Source organism: Sulfuriferula plumbiphila (genome assembly GCF_009938015.1).
In the GTDB taxonomy this organism is placed as follows: Bacteria; Pseudomonadota; Gammaproteobacteria; order Burkholderiales; family Sulfuriferulaceae; genus Sulfuriferula; species Sulfuriferula plumbiphila.
The window spans coordinates 2,879,470-2,896,833 of sequence record NZ_AP021884.1 but is presented as its reverse complement, the minus strand read 5'-3'; the positions used below and the strand labels follow the sequence as shown (position 1 = coordinate 2,896,833).

Genomic DNA, 17,364 nt, shown 5'->3' with positions numbered 1-17,364 from the left:
TGTTGAAAACTACTGCTGGAGCACCGGTGCGCTTGCCAGGTTGATGTGGTCCAGCGGCTGCGGCCTGGCAATGGCATAACCCTGTGCGTAGTCCACGCCCATGGCCGTGATTCTCTCCAGAATTTCTTCATTTTCGACGAATTCCGCAATGGTTTTAATGCCCATGATGTGACCGATCTGGTTGATGGCCGCCACCATGGCGTGGTCGATTTTGTCGTGGATGATGTTTCTGACAAAGCCGCCATCTATCTTCAGGTAATCCACGGGGAGCTGCTTGAGATAGCCGAAGGAACTGACCCCGCTGCCAAAATCGTCGAGCGAAAAACGGAAGCCCGCTTCCTTGAGATCACGGATGAGGGCGATGGTTTTGCCGAGATTGGATATCGCTGCGGTTTCCGTGATCTCAAAGCAAATGCTGCGCGCCGGGACCCCATGGCGGCCGGTCATTCCACAGATGAAGCCGGCGAGACTTTCATCCGCCCAGGAAGTGCCGGAAAGGTTGATGGCGCAGGTATGGAGCCGCTTTTTTGCGTCGCCGCGGTAAAGCCTGCCGAGCGTGGCGAAAGTGTTTTCGATTACCCAGCGGTCGATGGCAGGCATCAGGCCATAGCGCTCGGCGGCCGGGATAAAGGTCCCTGGCGGCACGATCCGGCCTTCCTCGTCTAGCATGCGCAACAGGATTTCATAATGAGCGCCTTGTGTGCCCGCGAGCGGCTGGATAGTCTGGTAATAGAGGCGCAGCCGCCCCTCATCGATGGCCCTGGTGATGCGCGCTACCCATTGCATTTCTCCGCGCCGTTGCGCAACTTCCTTGTCGTCGGGCTGGTACACGTAAATGCAGTTACGCCCCCGGTCTTTTGCCGCGTAACAGGAAGAATCCGCAGCGCCCATGATTTTCGCCAGATCGCCGCAACCGGCATTGATGCCGACCAGGCCGATGCTGACGCCCACAGCGCAGGTGTGCTCCTGCCAGTGGAAGCGAAACTCCTTGACGGTTTGCAGCAATGTCGCGGCGACATGCTCGGCCTGTTGCACGGTGCAGCCTTCCAGCAGCAGACCGAACTCGTCTCCGCCCAGGCGGGCCAGACAGTCCGAATTGCGCACCTTGGTGCGCAATTCGCCGGCCAGTTGCCGCAACAGTTCATCGCCGGCCCTGTGACCGCAGGTGTCGTTGACGATCTTGAATTGGTCCAGATCCATGTAGCACAAGGTGTGATGGGAATTTTCCCGCCGCACATTGTCGAGCGCCTGCTGCAGGCGGGATTCAAAAGTATGGCGGTTGATGAGGCCGGTCAGGGGGTCGTGGCTGGCCTGGTGGCTGAGTTTGGTCGCCATTGCGCGGGCGTGGCTGACATCGTGAAACACCAGCACGGCGCCGATGATCTGTCCCTGGCTGTCACAGATGGGTGCGGCGCTGTTTTCAATCGGGATGATTTTGCCGTTACGCTTGACCAGCCCTGCATGATTGGCGAGCGGTACGATGCGGTTTTCCTTTATGGCTTTTTCCGCCGGACTGTCCAGGGGGGCGCCGGTGCTTTCGTTGATGATGTTAAATACCCGCCAGGAAGGCAGCCCGCGCGCCGCTTCGTTTGTCCAGCCGGTAAGCTGTTCGGCGACAGGGTTGAGGTACTCGATATGTCCACTGGCGTTGGTGGTGATGACCGCATCGCCGATGCTGTGCAAGGTGACTTCGGCACGCTCTTTTTCATTGGCCAGTGTGTTCAGTGCCCGCTTCAGGATGCGCAAGGGGTAAGCGCGAAAAATCACCATGGCCAGACTGCCCAGCAACAGGCCGAGCAGGCTGGCCATGGCGGTTTTGAGCAGCAACGGACGCAGGGAACGGATAATTTCAACGCGCCCGGCCACGCTGCCGGAATTCCGCAGGTCGGCAGTGCGCAACAGGTACGGGCGGGCGGATTTGCCCTGGCTTTGCGCAATGAGCCTGCCATTGACATCGACAATACGGCGCGATTCGGGAAGCTCTGTTTCGGTCTGGTCTTGGAGCAGTTCCTGGAGCCGGGATTGTTCAAATGGCCACAATTCAGGGTTGGCGTTGATCAGCCGTGCAATGCGGGCTGCCTCGAATTCCGCTTCCGTTTCCATTGATGCAGCCTGGTGCTCGTAGCTCAGGCTAAAATAAACCAGCGGAAAAGCGAGCGCGATTAAACCGGCAAGTGCGCCGGCTAACCAGGTGGCGGTGGATATCAGTCTGGTGTCGATCTGGGTCATGGTGGATTTTATCTGGCGGGTGCTGAGCGTAGGCCGTTTTGTGCAAGAACCTGCCGTCCTGCCGAGCGCACGCAAGCGGAAATCGTCTGCCTCACCCGATCTGGGTTCGGGCTGGCAACTATGCGCAAGAGTTTAAGATTCCAGTGAATGCGTGGCGGGAGATTTGCATCGTGGCCAGTGCACCGCCGCAACCACCGATGCGGCTTCCTGTGGGCGCGATCAGGCCGGTGCTGTTGGTACTGGCGGAAATCACCCCCGCCAGGAAGAGTGCGAGGGCTCTAAAATGCAGCGTGAGAAGGTTCTTGGTTTGGGTTGGTCTTGCCATTTGGTGCCTGTTAAAACTCGTGATCAAATTCAAACCTTGGATGTGACAGTCATATCGGTCAGTCCACGAAAATCTTAAATGGGTTCAGGGGGTGCGATGCAGGCGGCTGAATATGACGCGTGGTACCAGACGCCCCGCGGACGCTGGGTCGGGGAAACTGAATCCGATCTGTTGCGACGCATGCTCGGGCCACAATCCGGAGAGAGCCTGCTGGATGTCGGTTGCGGTACCGGTTTTTTCACCCGTCGGTTTGCGCGAGGGAGCCGGTCTGCCGTTACCGGACTGGATCCGAACCGGGACTGGCTGGCGTTTGCCGAACGCCATGCTGTGAGTACGGAAAATTATGTAAACGGCAGTGCGCTTGCATTGCCTTTCGATGCTGGCGGCTTTGACCTGGTGATGGCGGTCACTGCGTTGTGTTTTATTTCCGACCAGCGCCTTGCACTCACGGAGATGCTGCGGGTGGCCAGGCGCCGGATTGCGCTGGGCTTGTTGAACCGGCATAGTCTGCTTTATTGGCAAAAGGGTCGCGGCGGCGGACAGGGCGCTTATCGCGGCGCACATTGGCATACCGCGGCACAGGTACGCGAACTGTTCGCCGGCCAGCCGGTGCGGAATCTGCGTATGGCGTTTTCGATTTTTGTACCGGGAGGCGGCTGGATTGCACAGCAACTGGAAAGTGTATTGCCTACCAGTCTGCCGCTGGGTTCGTTTTTTGTAGTGACCGCGGATGTAGTCTGAGCATTGCCTGTAAATTATCAATCACTGTTCGTTTTTAAGCGCCTAATTTTTATATGTCTGTGCCTATTTCTCCTAAAAAGAAGCTTTATGAGCATTTTGCCAAGGTGGCCAAATCCATGGCCAGTCCCAGTCGTCTTGAGTTGCTTGAGGCGCTGGCGCAGGGTGAACGCAGTGTAGAAGGGTTGGCGAATGCCACCGGGATACCGGTGGCAAATACCTCCCATCACTTGCAAATCCTGCGTGACAGCGGCGTGGTGCAATCTCGCAAGGAGGGATTGCAGGTCATCTATAGCCTCAATGATTCCGAGATTCCCAACATCTTGAGTGGATTGCGTCGTTTAGCTGAACGCCATCTTGCCGAAGTCGAGCGCATAGTCCGGGAAAATTTTGACCGCCTGGATGACCTGAAACCCGTCAAACGTGAAGAATTGTTGCAACTGGTCAGCAGTGGCGAAGCGGTGGTGGTGGATGTCAGACCGGCAGGAGAATACCAGGCAGGCCATATCGCAGGCGCAATCAGTATCCCGCTGGACAGCCTGTCCAAGCATCTGGCCAAGTTGCCTACGAACCAGGAGGTGGTTGCCTATTGTCGAGGGCCTTATTGCATGTTCGCGTATGAGGCGGTCTCCCAACTGCGCAGCCAGGGATACAAGGCGCGCCGCCTGGAAGATGGATACCCGGAGTGGAAAGCAGACCTGTTGCCGGTGGAAAAAAACTGAATACTTTTTGATCTCTTCCGGTTTACCTTCTTTTTTTGGTTGACTTGGGTATATTTTTTGTCCATTATTCAAATATTCGTTTGAATACTAATTTTTGATCAGAAATATTTCACGGAGGAACCCATGTTTTTCAAACAGCTTGCCACCAAGGAATCGTCCCTTTCCTATTTCTTCGGCTGCGGCACCCTGGGCAAGGCAATTGCGGTGGATGTGGTGGCGGGCGACGAGGCATGGTTCATCGAGGAGGCCAGCAAGGCCAATGTCACGATCAGCCACGTGATCGATACCCATGTTCACGCCGACCATTATTCCGGCGGCAGGAAGCTGGCCGACATGGCAGGCGCGCATTACTGCCTGCACGAGAGCGATGCTTCCGTGGTGCAATTTCCGTTTCATCCCCTCGGCGATGGTGACCTCATTGAGGCCGGCAACGTGGTGGCCAAAGTGCTGCATACCCCGGGCCACACCATGGACAGCATCTGCCTGGCGGTGACCGACAAGCGCCGCGGCGAACAGCCCTGGTTCGTGATCACCGGCGATACCCTGTTCGTGGGCAGCGTCGGCCGCCCCGATCTGGCCGGGCGCGAAAAGGCGATGGCCGCCATGCTGTTCGACAGCCTGCACGCCAAGCTGCTGACCCTGCCGGACGAGACCGAGATATTCCCCGGCCACCAGGCGGGCAGCGCGTGCGGCGCGGGCATTTCCGGCAAGCCGTCTTCCACTATCGGCTTCGAGAAGCGCTTCAATCCCGGCCTGCATATCACCGCCAGGGATGAGTTTGTGAGTTATCTCACCAGTGACATTCCGCCGCGGCCGGCGCAGATGGACAGGATGGTGGCAGCGAACATCGCGGCCTGATGAAACAGGGATGATCTGATGCACGATTCTGCTTCGCACCTGGAAACTTACCAGGACTACCGCCACGGCATCAGCCACAATCGGTCACAGTTTTTGCACCAGTTGTTCCAGGTGTTGCTGGTGGGGCTGACGCTGGGCATGATGCGCACCGTGGTGCCTGCCCTGGCGGAGCACGAATTCGGCGTGCCGAAGGGCTCCTTCATGCTGCTCATGGCGTTTGTGGTGGCGTTCGGTTTCGTCAAGGGCCCGCTTAACTTTGTGGCGGGGCGCCTGTCCGAACGCGTCGGGCGCAAGCAGGTATTGTTGTTGGGCTGGTTGTCGGCGCTGCCTATCCCGTTCATGATCCTGTATGCCCCGAGCTGGGGCTGGATCGTTGCGGCGACGGTGTTGCTGGGCGTCAACCAGGGACTCACCTGGTCCATGACCCAGACTTCCAAGCTGGACATCACCCGCCCCGACCAGCGCGGCCTCACCATCGGCCTGAATGAATTTTCCGGCTATGTGGGCGTAGCCATCGCCGGCATTATCACCGGCTACATGGCCGGCGCATTGGGTGCGCGCCAGGGGCTGTTTGTTTTTGGTATGGTGGTGATTGTGCTGGCGATCGTGCTGACCTGGTTCTGGGTCAAGGATACCTTGCCCTGGGCCAGGGCAGAGGGCGCGCGCTATGCGGCAGGCCAATCCAGCGGGCCGAAACCGCGCTTCCCGAACAATATTTCCGACCACCCCACCACCTGGGAGGTGTTCACCCTCATGTCCTGGCGCGACAGGCGCATGGCCGCCATCAGCCAGGCCGGGCTGGTGGAAAAGTTCGTGGATGCCCTGGTCTGGGTGTTCTACCCGCTCTATCTCTATCAGCATGGTTTGAGCCTGGCCAGCATCGGCTGGGTGGTGGGCGTGTACGGGTTTGTCTGGGGCGGGTCGCAGCTTGTCACCGGCAAGCTGTCCGACCACATCGGCCGGCAGAAACCCATCGTGTGGGGGATGTGGATCTGCGGCGCAGGCGTGGGCATGATGCTGCTGGGCGAGAGCGTCGCATGGTGGTCGTTCTCGGCAGGGGTGACCGGTTTCGGCATGGCCCTGTTGTATCCCAATTTGAGCGCGGCAGTGAGCGACATCGCGCATCCCAACTGGCGTGGTTCGGCTATCGGCATCTACCGCTTCTGGCGCGACCTCGGCTATGGCATCGGTGCGCTGGCACTGGGGCTGGTGGCGAACCTGAGCGGCGCCCTCAACTCCGGATTCTGGTTCGTCACGATTGCCATGCTGGTTTCAGGACTGGCTGTCTGGATATGGGGTGAGGAAACGCATCCGCGCCTGAATCCTGCCCCCTGACAGGTCAGGAATCCGGCCGCTGTGGTGGCAGGTCCATACGGCGCGCCACCACTGCGGCGTGGTCCAGGGCACGGCCGCCACTTTACGGGTTGGGGTGGACGAAGTATAGTTTGCCGATCAATGAAAAAAACCTGGATGCATGTTCATTTTCGGCTTGCAATGCTGTTGGCGTTGCTTTTCCCGCTGGCGGCGCTGGCTGGGTCGCCTAAAGGCATTGCACAAACCAGCCACCTGCCTGGTGGAACCGATGTGCCAGTGACCGTTTTTCCAGCCAAAGGGCAGACTTTGCTGCTCTGGCTGCCGTCGGAAAGCGGGCTGGCGGCGGCGGAGTACAGGGCTGCTGCGGCTTTGGCGAAAACCGGCACTGAAGTTTGGCTGCCGGACCTGCAAGGCGCGTATTTCCTGCCCGTCGTGCCCAGCAGCTTGCAGAAAATTCCGGTTGCGGATGTTGTGCGCCTCATTACAGTGGCGCAGCAGCGCAGTCGCAAGGCCGTTTATCTGGTGACGGAGGGGCGCAGCGCAGCACTCGCGCTACAGGCTGCAGCCGGCTTGCACAAAAGCCGGCAAAAATTGCGTGGCGCGATTCTGTTGTCTCCCAATCTGTATGTGGAGACACCCGCGCCGGGCGAAGAGGCGGAGTACCTGTCCGTCGCATCCCGGACAAAACTGCCGGTTGTTATTCTGCAGGCTGAAAATTCTCCGTGGAAATGGCGTGTTGAACAGCTGCGTTCACACCTTGAACAGGGTGGCAGCAAGGTGAAGGTTGTATTGTTGCCCGGCGTGCGCGATCGATTTTATTTTCGTGACGATGCGTTGCCGCCGGAGCAGGCGCTGGCCGCACGCTTGCCCGAGCTGGTGCAGAATGCAGAGAAGACGCTGGAGGGAAAACGCTAATGAAAAAATTGCTTCTGCTGGTTGTGCTGGGATGGGTTGTATTGCTTGGAACTGCGCAGGCGCGTGAGCTGCAGCCCTACAAGGGTGCTGCCACACCGCCGCTGGTGCTCAAGGACTTGAGCGGGAAAACGCATAATCTCAAGGATTATCGCGGCCAGGTGGTGCTGATTAATTTCTGGGCAACCTGGTGCCCGCCGTGCCGTGCCGAGATGCCTTCCATGCAGCGCCTGAAGGAAAAAATGGCGGACAGGCCGTTTGTCATTCTGGCAGTGGATATGGGAGAGACGGAAGACGCGGTCCAATCGTATATCCGCGAGATCAAAACGGATTTTACCGTGCTGATGGACAAGGATGGCCATGCGCTCAAGGCATGGAAAGTATTCGCGTTTCCCACCAGCTATGTGGTGGATGCGCAAGGCAAAATTCGCTATGGCCTGTTCGGTTCCATCGAATGGGACGAAGCCGATAGCGTTGGGAAAATTACCGGATTATTGCCGCCCGTCGCCAACTGAAATGCCGGGTGCCTGTCCTGCCGGGCGCCAATTGTGGGTCTCGCTTTGCAATTTCTGGCACCACGCATAAAGGGCATCATACAAGACTATGCCATGCTTTAGCATTTCATGGTCATTCGGAAAATTGTGTGACAGCCCTAATGAGATGGCGAGCAGGCCTGCTGCCTGGGGGGCAAGGTCGAGACGCGAAGTATCAGCGCCGCGTACGATGCCGGCCAGTTGTTGCAGGGCAGGGTCGGTCAGCCTGTATTTTTTCAGGAATGCGTCAAAGCTGCACAATTCGCCATCATGGCCCATTTCTACGCCAGATATGTCATAGGGTATCGCACCTGTTTCGCCAGCGACCTTTAGCACATCAGCAGAGGGCACATAAAGAAATTCGGCATGCCTGTCGATGAAGCGCAGGATCAGCCACGGGCAAGCAATGCGGTCTATTTTTGGACGTTCGCGAGTAATCCATTTCATGGTTGCCTCCTTGATATTTCGTAAGTGTGGACTTAGCCCGGATATTTCCTGTTTTTGTATCACTCCGCCACCCGCATCTTTCCAGGCAGCAATGCCACCTTCAATGTAAAGGGGCCTTCAAGCCTGTTGCCTGCAGCACAACGCGCCCTCAGCATCGCCCCCGCCCAGACCGTCAAAGTAAAGTTCATGCAGGAACATGGATTTAACTCAGAAGAGGTTTGATGAATGAGTAAGCAAGACCGGTTGCGGCGCAGGCGCCGATTACCTGCATGATGCCGGTTTTGTAGCGGAACAGGGCAATAAACGCCGCAATTCCCACTAATGCGCTGAACCACTCAAACCCGGACAGCAAGCTTGTTGTGCTGACGGGCAGCGTCAGGCCATTTGGCCAAAGTACGTGATAGGCGAAGAACACGGCAAGGTTCAGGATCACCCCGACGACTGCTGCTGTAATGCCAGTGAGCGGCGCGGTGAACTTGAGGTCGCCGTGGGTGCGCTCCACCAGCGGCCCGCCGGCAAGGATGAATAAAAAGCTGGGCAGGAAGGTGAAGAAAGTCGCCACGCTGGCGCCAGCCACGCCAGCCCAGAACAAGGTGTCTGGCCCGAACAGCGCCTTGCTCCAGCCGCCGATGAAGCCGACGAAAGCCACCACCATGATGAGCGGGCCGGGTGTGGTTTCGCCCAGCGCCAGGCCGTCTATCATCTGGTGGGCGGTGAGCCACTGGTATTGCTCCACGCCGCCCTGATACACGTAAGGCAACACCGCGTAAGCGCCGCCGAAGGTCACCAGCGCGGCCTTGGTGAAGAATCCACCCATGGTGAACAGGGTTTGCTGGCCGGACAGCAGCGCCATCACGCTGCCCCAGAGTACCAACCCAATGATTGCCAGTGCTGACAGTCGCGCCCAGGAAAAGCGTGCATGGCCGGGTGTGGGCGTGTCGTCGTCAATCAGCGCCGCGCCATAGTCCTTGTCGGATGTGCCATGACCACCCGCGGCCTTGAATTTGTCCGGCATGATTTTGCCACCGACCATGCCCAGTACTGCCGCGCCCAGCACGATGTAGGGGAAGGGAATGTTGAGCGCAAAAATGGCGACAAAAGCGGCTGCCGCAATCGCCCACAGCACGCCATGCTTGAGCGCACGCGAACCGATGCGGTAAGCCGCGAACACGACAATGGCGGTCACTGCGGGTTTGATGCCGTACAGAATCCCTGCCACTGCGGGCAGGCTGCCGAAAGACACGTATATCCAGGTGAGCGCAACCAGGATGAATAGCGACGGCAGCACGAACAGCACACCGGCTGCGATCCCGCCTTTTACCCCGTGCATCAGCCAGCCGATGTAAGTGGCGAGCTGCTGCGCTTCCGGGCCGGGCAGCAGCATGCAGTAATTGAGCGCATGCAGAAAGCGCTGCTCGGAAATCCAGCGGCGCCGTTCCACCAGCTCCAGGTGCATCATGGCAATCTGCCCGGCCGGGCCGCCGAAGCTGATGAAACCGAGCTTGAGCCAGTATTTGAGCGATTCGCCAAAGCCTACTGGCGCGGGCGCAGTGTCAGGGATGGTTTCAGGGAGCATGGCGCACCTTAGTTATCAGAGGGTGAATGCCGCATACAGGTCGTCAAACAGCCTGGAGGCTTCTACCAGCAGGGCGTCGTCGTCCGGGCAGCGCGTCTGCATGGCCTTGAGCACGATTTCCAGCCCGGCGGCTTCTGCCACCGGAATGCCGCCCACGTCCAGGTAATGCACCAGCGCGCCAATGCGGATGAGGGCCGGGTCGTGTTCCAGACCGAAACTGGCGAGCAGGACTTCGAATGTGACCCGATTGCCGACATGGGTGAAAGCGCCGCCGTCAAAATCGAAGCCGAGGGCGTCCTGCGGACAATCCTGCGGCCGCTCCAGCCATATGAATACAGGCTGGCGATCGATAAATCGGTGGATCAGCCAGGCGCTGGCCATACGATCCACCCACAGCTGCCTGCGCGTGGCCCAGGTGCGGTTCTGGTATTCGGCATTGGGCAAGCGCTGGATGCTGCCTGTCGCTGCATGCGGTTCGTCCGGGTTGATGTGTGCCTGATAGGCCGCTTCCGCCTGCGCCAGTTCGGCGGCGACTTGCGCGCGCGCAGCGGCCGGGAAATAATCGATGGCGGCGATAGCCTCAAAATCACGCCGCAAGCGGCCAAGTGTGCGTTTGGCCGCAACCGCATCGAGCGTGGCAAGCGTGTGTATGAAAGCGTCAACCGCGTTTTTCAATTGCGTGTATTCTGCGCTGCGATCAAACAGCGCGCGGAACGCGGCAGCTTGCTGCGGGTCGGTCGCGCTGATCCCGACCACCTGCGCAGTGCCGCCAGCAGCAAGTGTCTCGGCGGCCTGTGCCTGTAGCGCCGGCCTTGCGGATAGATGATCCGGAAGCAGATACACGCCGTCGCGCAGCACGGCGCAGCCCAGGGCTTTGAGCGCGCGCCAGATGCGCATGCGGACGGTAGCGTTGCGGGTGGGCAGGCTGGTGATCAGGGCCAGCCAGGCATCGTTGTGGTTCATATTAACTATTCTACATATATGTAGATATGATTACACTATCATAATCATCCCGCGTGACGGCGCGCTGTCCAAAATTAGGAACGAATGATGCTGAATCAGCCAAAAATCATCGCGCTGCGCCAATCTCTGGAAACTATCATAGTCGGTCAGTCAGCCTTGCTGGACCGGCTGGTGATCGGTTTGCTGGCGGGCGGCCATCTGCTGCTGGAAGGCTTGCCCGGTCTGGCCAAAACCACGGCGGTGAAGGCACTGGCCAGCGGCGTACACGCCCGCTTCCAGCGCATCCAGTTCACCCCCGATCTGCTCCCGGGGGATCTGACCGGCACCGATATCTACAATCCCCAGGCGGGCAGCTTCTGTTTTGTCGAGGGGCCGCTGTTTCATGAAATCATTCTGGCGGACGAAATCAACCGGGCGCCGGCCAAAGTGCAGTCCGCCTTGCTGGAAGCCATGCAGGAACAGCAGATCACGGTGGGAGGCGTGACCCGGCCGTTGCCGCCCCTGTTCATGGTCCTGGCCACGCAAAACCCGCTGGAGCAGGCCGGCACCTACCCCTTGCCGGAGGCGCAGCTTGACCGCTTTCTGTTGCATGTCGAGCTGACCTATCCCAGTGCGGAGGATGAGTTGCGCATACTGCAACGCGACCGTATGGGCCATGCCGCCGGTACGGAATCCGGGATTAAAGTGGATGTGCAGACCGTGCTGGCAGCGCGCGCGGAAGTGAGAAAGATTCATCTGGACAGTGAGCTGGAACGCTATATCGTGACCCTGGTCGGGGCGACGCGCGATATCGCCCACTGGCTGCCGGAGCAGGCCGGCATGATCGAGGTCGGCGCCAGCCCGCGCGCTTCCCTCGCCATCGCCCATGCGGCCTGCGCCCATGCCTATTTGCAGGGCAGGGAATATGTCATCCCGGACGACATTCATGCCATTGCCGCAGACTGCCTGCGCCATCGCATCATCCCGAGCTTTAACGCGCGCATGGAAAAAGTGTCGCGCAATAGCCTGCTCCAGGCTTTGCTGGATGCGGTAGCGGTACCTTAGGTGCAAGCATTATTGGCTAAGCTGGCCTCACTGGGGCAGCGCCTGGTTGCCATAAGCGTTGGCCAGCCCGATGCGGTGGATACGCACGCGCCGTTGCTGGATGCGGGAGAGCTTGCCCAGCTCATGCAGCGCACCCGGGCGCAGCAGGGAGCGCCCCATGTCAGGGAGTCACTGCACCGGCAAGCCGGGGACTTCCGCTCGGCGTATCTGGGCAGCGGGCTGGATTTCGAGGAAGCGCGGCCCTATCAGCCTGGCGACGACGTGCGCGGCATGGATTGGCGCACCACGGCGCGCACCGCCCGGGCGCACATCAAGATTTACCGGGAAGAACACCAGCCTGCCCTGCATGTGGTGATCGACCGCGGCCCGAGCATGCGTTTCGGCACTCGCTCGCGCCTGAAAGTAACGCAAGCCGCGCGCATTGCGGCCACCCTCGGCTTTGGCGCTGCGGGTGCGAACACGTGTATCGGCGGCACGATCTGGCAGCCCGGCACGATGACGCTGCCCGGTCGCAATGGCGCAGCGGGCGCGATGCAGCTGGCGCAGGCGGCGATTGCGCCGTGCCCGCCGCTGGCGGATCCGGTTGCCGCGGCAATGCCGCCCTTTGCAGAATTGCTCATGCAGCTGGATGCGCTGTTAGCGCGTGGCTCCAGGGTGGTGTTGATCAGCGATTTCCATGCACTGTGCGAGGCTGATTTGCCTGCCCTGCTGCGCCTGGCCAGCCGCCACCAGGTACAGGCGATACAGGTGCTGGATGTAGCCGAGCAGGCGCTGCCCAATGTCGGGTTGGTTGCGTTTCAGGATGCGGCCTCTCCGGCGCGGTGCTGGCTAGATACCGGCAGGCGCGAGGTGCGTGCGGCATATCAGGCGCAGGCCAGCAGCAGTCATGCTGCGCAGCAGGCGCTGTTTCGACGCATCGGCGTGCGCCTGCAATGCCTGCTGGCCGACGCCGACCCGTTTGCGCTGCTGCAGCAAATGCGCCTGTCATGAACGATCCGACCAGCGGTTTGATTGACATCATCGGGCCGGTCGGGCCGGTGCTCGACGCTACCAGCTACAGCGCGTGGTGGCTGGTTTTGGGGGTGGCGACGCTGGTGCTGCTGGGAGTATGGATGCGCTGGCGCGGACGCTGTGTCCGCGCTTGCCGCAAGCGTCTGCAGCAGCTCAGGCAAGCGTGCGCTGCGGGCCGTGTGAGCCAGCACGAGGCTGCCTATCGCCTGGCGTTCGAGCTGCGGCAGGGATTGCAGCTGCAGCAGCTAAACGCCGACCAGCCGCCGCCTGCCCTGCCTATAGCCGAGCACCCAGACTGGGCAGACAGCGTAACCCGTCTGGATACGCTACGTTATCAGGCCGGAGCCAGCCTGGATGACAGTCAATGGACGCGCCTGTTTAACCAGGCCGACATCTGGCTGCAGCGAGCAGGCCGATGCTGAGCCTGGCGCATCCCGCCTGGCTGGGGTTGCTGTTGCCCCTGCTCGTGCTTGCCGTGCTGCGGCGGCGTGGGCGCGTCAGCCAGGAGACGGTCAGCGTGGCGCTGGTGCATCCTGATTTCGATCGGTTGCCGCAAGGCCGCGACGCGGCACCGGCTAACGCGCGTCTGGCGTTTTGGCTAAATTTTCTGGCCTTGGTCTGCCTGATTCTGGCGTTGTCGCAGCCGCAATGGATCGGTGACTGGATACCGGAGACGCCGCAAGGGCGCGAAATCGTGCTGCTGGTGGATACTTCCAAGAGCATGGGCATCACCGATTTTGAGCTGGATGGCCAGCCGGTGGAACGTCTGTCCGTGCTCAAGGACATCGTGACCCGCTTTGTGGCCGGGCGCCAGGGCGATCGTTTTGGCCTGATTGCGTTTGGCAGCGTGACCGGCACCCTGGTGCCGCCGACGTTTGACCTCGACCTGGTACGCGCCATGCTGGCGCGCCTGCAGGTCGGCATTGCCGGTGACGACACGGCCATCGGCGACGCCATCGGACTGGCGCTCAAGCAATTGCGCGCGCAGCCGCGCCTGCGCCCGGCGCTGCTCCTGTTTACCGATGGTGACAGTACCGCAGGCGATATCACCCCCGGCGAGGCAGTCGCGCTCGCGCGCCACATGGGGGTGCCGATTTACACCGTGCAGATTGGCGGCGACCTGTTTGCCGCCGGGCGGCCCGGTGCGCCCGCCCATACCCTGGCCGACGCACCGGGACTGGCGCAAATCGCCGCAGCAACCGGCGGGCATTATTATCAGGCGGGCAATCGTGGTGCGCTGCAAAGCGTCATTCACGACATCGGCCAGCGTGAAAAAACCGTCGTGCGTCCCGCCACCCGCCGGGTGGTGCAGGCATGGTATCTGTTGCCGCTGTTGCTGGCCGGGGTGCTATTCAGCCTCGGGCGTGTGAGCCAGATACGCAGGGTAGCAGCATGATCAGCCTGGGCGAGCTCGCGCAACTGGACTGGCGCAACCCGTGGTGGCTGGTGCTGGCCTTGCAGCCGCTGTTGATGGCGGCGCTGCTGCGCTGGCGCCGGGGCCGCGTGCTGCATTATGCCGATGCGCATTTGCTGCCGTGGGCAATGCGCGGGTCGTTCGGCGTTGCATCCGGGAAATGGCGCAGCTTAGCCAATGTGCTGGCCTGGGGGCTGCTTGCCTGCGCCGCTGCCGGCCCACGCCTGCCGCTGGTCACCACGCCGGAACAAAGGGCCGCAGTATTGCACCATGAGCTGAATGTGATGGTGGTGCTGGATGTATCGCCTTCCATGCTGGCGCAGGATGTGTCGCCGCAACGTTTGCAGCGCGCCAGATTGAAGTTGCTCGATTTATTGCCGCGTCTGCATGGCGAACGGGTCGGGCTGATCGTGTTTTCCGGCAGCGCCGGGCTGTTGATGCCGCTCACCCGTGACATGGATGCGTTGCGCGCCTGTGTGCCGCTGGCGCAGCCGACCCTGTTTGATACACCGGGCAGCAATATCGCCGCTGCGCTCAAGCTGGCGCGGCAAACGCTGCTGGCGCAAAGCGCGGGCAAACGCGGCGCGGTGCTGCTACTCACCGATGGCGATGCCAGCGCACTCTCCGGCAGTGCGGGTGCCGCCGCACTGGAGGCCGCGCGCAGGCTGCAACGGGCTGACCTGCCGCTGTATGTGCTGGGTGTGGGAACACCCGCTGGCGCAACCATTCCCCTGCCCGATGGCGGCGTTGTCAGGCAGGACGGCAGCGCGGTGACCAGCCGCCTGGATGAGAATGGCTTCGCCGCGCTGGCGCGTTTGGGTGGCGGCGCTTACCAAACCGTGCAGGATGGCGATGCCGACTGGGGGGCATTGTATGACCGCGGCATTTTGGGTTTGCCGGGCAATCCACACCCGGTTGATCCGGCGCAAACCTGGCGCGAGCTGTACGCATGGTGTTTGCTGCCGGCATGGTTGCTGCTGGTATTTCTACATTTCCCGCTGTGGCAGCGCGCCATTCGGCCTGAGGCCGCGGGCTGGTTATTGGTGGGCGTGGTGGCCTGGGGCGGGGTGGTGCCGAACGTCCGCGCAGCAGACGCTGACACCGCGCAGGCTGCCTACGCTGCTTACCGCAGCGGCAATTATGTCGAGGCGCAGGCCCTGTATGGGCGTATGCAGGGCTACCCGGCAACCATGGGCGCGGGTGCGGCGGCGTATCGGCGCCGCGATTATGCCGCGGCGGTCAGCCAGTTCACCCGCGCCATGCTGACGGCGAGCAGCGCGGAACTGCGCGCCGATGCGCTGTATAACCTGGGCAACAGCTATTTCGCGGCAGGCAATTTTCGTGCGGCAGCGGATGCGTATCAGGGCGTGCTCAAGCTACGGCCCCGGGACGCCAATGCGGGCGCCAATCTTGCCTTGACCGCAGGGAAATTGGTGGCAGCGGGAAAGCAGAACGCATCCGGCATACTCGGGCGGCATGGTAGCCAGGTCGGCGGCGAACTGAACCAGGAGATCGGCAATCAGCCGGTCTTCATTCTGGATGCGGACAAAAAAACCGCGGCCGAAATTGATCTGTCCGATAGGCAGCTGGCGGCGCACCAGGCCTCTTTGGACAGCCGAATCGCTGCGCCACCTGCAGTGCCGGAGTCGGGGCAAGCGCTGCGCGCGGCACTGAAAAAGCTCGAACTGACCACTGACAAAAGCGCAGCCATCCAGAGGCAGTTGCTGCAACTGGATACGCGCTCCGATAGCCAGGATTACGGAGTCTTACTGCCGTGGTGAAGTGGCTGCGCTGGGGATGCTTCATGCTGCTGGCCCTGCCGGCATGGGCCAGCGCCGCATTGGAGGCGCGCGTGGACAAATCCGAAATTGCGCTGGGCGAGCCCGTTACCGTTACCTTGCGTGCCGAGCATGCCAAGGCGTCACTGGATGGATTGGCACTCGATGCGCTGCAAGCGGACTTCGATATTTATAGCCGTTCCACCGCTACCCGGACCCAAACCATACGCGGCAGACAAGTCACCGCTCAAACCATGACGCTGGTGCTGTACCCGCTGCATATCGGGCGCGTACTGTTTCCCGCCCTGCGTTTTGCTGGTGCCAGCAGCCGCCCGCTGGCGCTGCTGGTGCACGCCTCCAGCAGCGATGTCCCGCGCGTGCAGTTCAAACTCACCCTTGATCCTGCGCGACTGCTGGCGCGTCAAAGCGCCAGGCTGGAGCTGGACATCTACGACGACGGCAGCCTGCAATGGTCGCCGCTCAGGTTGCAGCCACCCGCAGCCGTCCATGTCCGCCAGTTGGCGTCGGCACAGCACGAGGAAACGCTCAATGGCACGCCAGTGACCGTGCATCGCCGGGCCTGGGCCATCATGCCGCTGCGTGCGGGCAGCAGCGTGGTGAATTTGCCGATGCTGGAAGCGCTCAAATTCGGCAATCGACTGCGTTATGCGCTGCCGCCGCTGCAATTCGACACCAGTCCGGCACCTGCTTACCTGCCGGTGTATGTGCCCATCGGCAAAATCGAGGTGAACTCCCACCTGCCCACCGGCGCGCTGGTGCTCAACCGCCCGGTAAACTGGATACTGACCGTGCGCGGCACCGGTCTGAGTGCAGAAGGTCTGGCCAGATTGTTGCCCGCGCTCACGGACAATGGCACATCGCACTTTTATCCAGCGCAAATTGAGCAGGCTGGCGACGCCAACATCCTGCTCCAAACCTGGCGGCTGACCCTGCCGTTTCAGCCGCTACACGCCGGCAACATGCGCCTGCCGACGCTGGCGTTGCCGTATTTCGATCCGCTTAGCGGCCGCCTCGAATCCGTTGTTATCCAGCCGCCAGTCATGACAGTGATCAATCCCCTGTGGCACAAGCTCGCCCGGTTTGCGGAGATTGCTATGCTGCTCGCCGTGCTGGCGTGGCTGGCATATATTTGCTGGCGGCAATACCGGCGTTGGCAGGTGCGCCGCGCGTCGTTGCGGCGGATAGAGACTGCCGCTAATTGCAGCGAGTTGAGTCAGGCGTTGCGTGATTTTGATTCGGGCGATGGCGGCTTGCGCGCTGCCACATTAAACCAGTGGCTGACGGCCATGACGCAGCGCCATGAGGAAAATGCGGGATTGCGGCAACTGGTGCGGCAATTGCAGGCGTGTTGCTATGGAGTGAGTCGTGATGGGGAACATTACCAGGATCTGCATCTGTCCGCCATAACGATGTTGCGCACTGTCAGGCACAATAAAAAACGGAGCGCCAGGCTCCGTTTTCGTAAACACTCAAACTGAC

16 protein-coding genes are annotated in these 17,364 nt (G+C 60.9%); 12 read left to right on the top strand and 4 right to left on the bottom strand.

From position 1 onward, the window contains the following. Positions 1-9 precede the first annotated feature (9 nt). The gene (locus GZH91_RS14965) at positions 10-2,229 is read right to left on the bottom strand and encodes an EAL domain-containing protein (protein ID WP_147070047.1); all 2,220 of its coding nucleotides are present in this window, start codon (positions 2,227-2,229) and stop codon (positions 10-12) included. Between the two features lie 421 nt (positions 2,230-2,650). Between GZH91_RS14965 and GZH91_RS14960 the strand changes: the two genes are divergently transcribed. From GZH91_RS14960 to GZH91_RS14935, 6 genes are all read left to right on the top strand, one after another. Beyond that, positions 2,651-3,295: a class I SAM-dependent methyltransferase gene (locus GZH91_RS14960; RefSeq protein WP_147070049.1), complete on the top strand. Its 645-nt coding sequence runs from the start codon at positions 2,651-2,653 to the stop codon at positions 3,293-3,295. Between the two features lie 53 nt (positions 3,296-3,348). After that, positions 3,349-4,014, top strand: coding sequence for an ArsR/SmtB family transcription factor (locus GZH91_RS14955; protein WP_124704880.1), 666 nt, complete (start codon positions 3,349-3,351; stop codon positions 4,012-4,014). A gap of 123 nt (positions 4,015-4,137) precedes the next feature. Continuing rightward, positions 4,138-4,872: an MBL fold metallo-hydrolase gene (locus tag GZH91_RS14950; RefSeq protein WP_147070051.1), complete on the top strand. Its 735-nt coding sequence runs from the start codon at positions 4,138-4,140 to the stop codon at positions 4,870-4,872. 18 nt (positions 4,873-4,890) lie between these two features. After that, positions 4,891-6,207, top strand: a complete 1,317-nt coding sequence (locus GZH91_RS14945) for an MFS transporter (protein ID WP_147070053.1) — start codon at positions 4,891-4,893, stop codon at positions 6,205-6,207. Positions 6,208-6,327: 120 nt separating this feature from the next. Beyond that, positions 6,328-7,101 (top strand): hypothetical protein, encoded by a 774-nt coding sequence (locus tag GZH91_RS14940; RefSeq protein WP_232522189.1) that lies wholly within the window; start codon positions 6,328-6,330, stop codon positions 7,099-7,101. Then, positions 7,101-7,613 carry a TlpA family protein disulfide reductase gene (locus GZH91_RS14935; RefSeq protein WP_147070057.1) on the top strand — a complete coding sequence of 171 codons (513 nt, stop codon included), beginning with the start codon at positions 7,101-7,103 and terminating at the stop codon, positions 7,611-7,613. The genes GZH91_RS14940 and GZH91_RS14935 overlap by 1 nt, the downstream gene beginning before the upstream one ends. Here GZH91_RS14935 and GZH91_RS14930 read toward each other — a convergent pair. The 3 genes from GZH91_RS14930 to GZH91_RS14920 form a co-directional block, all read right to left on the bottom strand. After that, complete coding sequence (locus GZH91_RS14930) at positions 7,590-8,141, bottom strand: chromate resistance protein ChrB domain-containing protein (RefSeq protein ID WP_443098180.1); 552 nt, start codon at positions 8,139-8,141, stop codon at positions 7,590-7,592. The two genes, GZH91_RS14935 and GZH91_RS14930, sit on opposite strands and share 24 nt — an antisense overlap. 139 nt (positions 8,142-8,280) lie before the next feature. Further along, positions 8,281-9,654, bottom strand: coding sequence for a chromate efflux transporter (chrA, locus tag GZH91_RS14925; protein WP_147070058.1), 1,374 nt, complete (start codon positions 9,652-9,654; stop codon positions 8,281-8,283). Positions 9,655-9,669: 15 nt separating this feature from the next. Next, positions 9,670-10,617: a chromate resistance protein ChrB domain-containing protein gene (locus GZH91_RS14920; protein ID WP_147070060.1), complete on the bottom strand. Its 948-nt coding sequence runs from the start codon at positions 10,615-10,617 to the stop codon at positions 9,670-9,672. Positions 10,618-10,701: 84 nt separating this feature from the next. Here GZH91_RS14920 and GZH91_RS14915 point away from each other — a divergent pair, with 84 nt between their 5' ends. Genes GZH91_RS14915 through GZH91_RS14890 form a run of 6 tightly spaced genes read left to right on the top strand, consistent with a single transcriptional unit; the run spans position 10,702 to position 17,363 of the window. After that, positions 10,702-11,661 carry an AAA family ATPase gene (locus tag GZH91_RS14915; RefSeq protein ID WP_223264455.1) on the top strand — a complete coding sequence of 320 codons (960 nt, stop codon included), beginning with the start codon at positions 10,702-10,704 and terminating at the stop codon, positions 11,659-11,661. Between the two features lie 12 nt (positions 11,662-11,673). Beyond that, positions 11,674-12,651: a DUF58 domain-containing protein gene (locus GZH91_RS14910; protein ID WP_147070062.1), complete on the top strand. Its 978-nt coding sequence runs from the start codon at positions 11,674-11,676 to the stop codon at positions 12,649-12,651. Further along, positions 12,648-13,094, top strand: a complete 447-nt coding sequence (locus GZH91_RS14905) for a hypothetical protein (RefSeq protein ID WP_147070064.1) — start codon at positions 12,648-12,650, stop codon at positions 13,092-13,094. Before GZH91_RS14910 ends, GZH91_RS14905 begins: the two co-directional genes overlap by 4 nt. Beyond that, entirely contained in the window at positions 13,088-14,068 is a 981-nt protein-coding gene (locus GZH91_RS14900) for a VWA domain-containing protein (protein WP_147070066.1), read from the top strand. Before GZH91_RS14905 ends, GZH91_RS14900 begins: the two co-directional genes overlap by 7 nt. Next, positions 14,065-15,867 (top strand): VWA domain-containing protein, encoded by a 1,803-nt coding sequence (locus tag GZH91_RS14895; RefSeq protein WP_161984292.1) that lies wholly within the window; start codon positions 14,065-14,067, stop codon positions 15,865-15,867. The genes GZH91_RS14900 and GZH91_RS14895 overlap by 4 nt, the downstream gene beginning before the upstream one ends. Then, on the top strand, positions 15,861-17,363 hold the full coding sequence (locus tag GZH91_RS14890) for a BatD family protein (RefSeq protein ID WP_147070070.1): 1,503 nt from the start codon (positions 15,861-15,863) through the stop codon (positions 17,361-17,363). The genes GZH91_RS14895 and GZH91_RS14890 overlap by 7 nt, the downstream gene beginning before the upstream one ends. Position 17,364 lies beyond the last annotated feature (1 nt).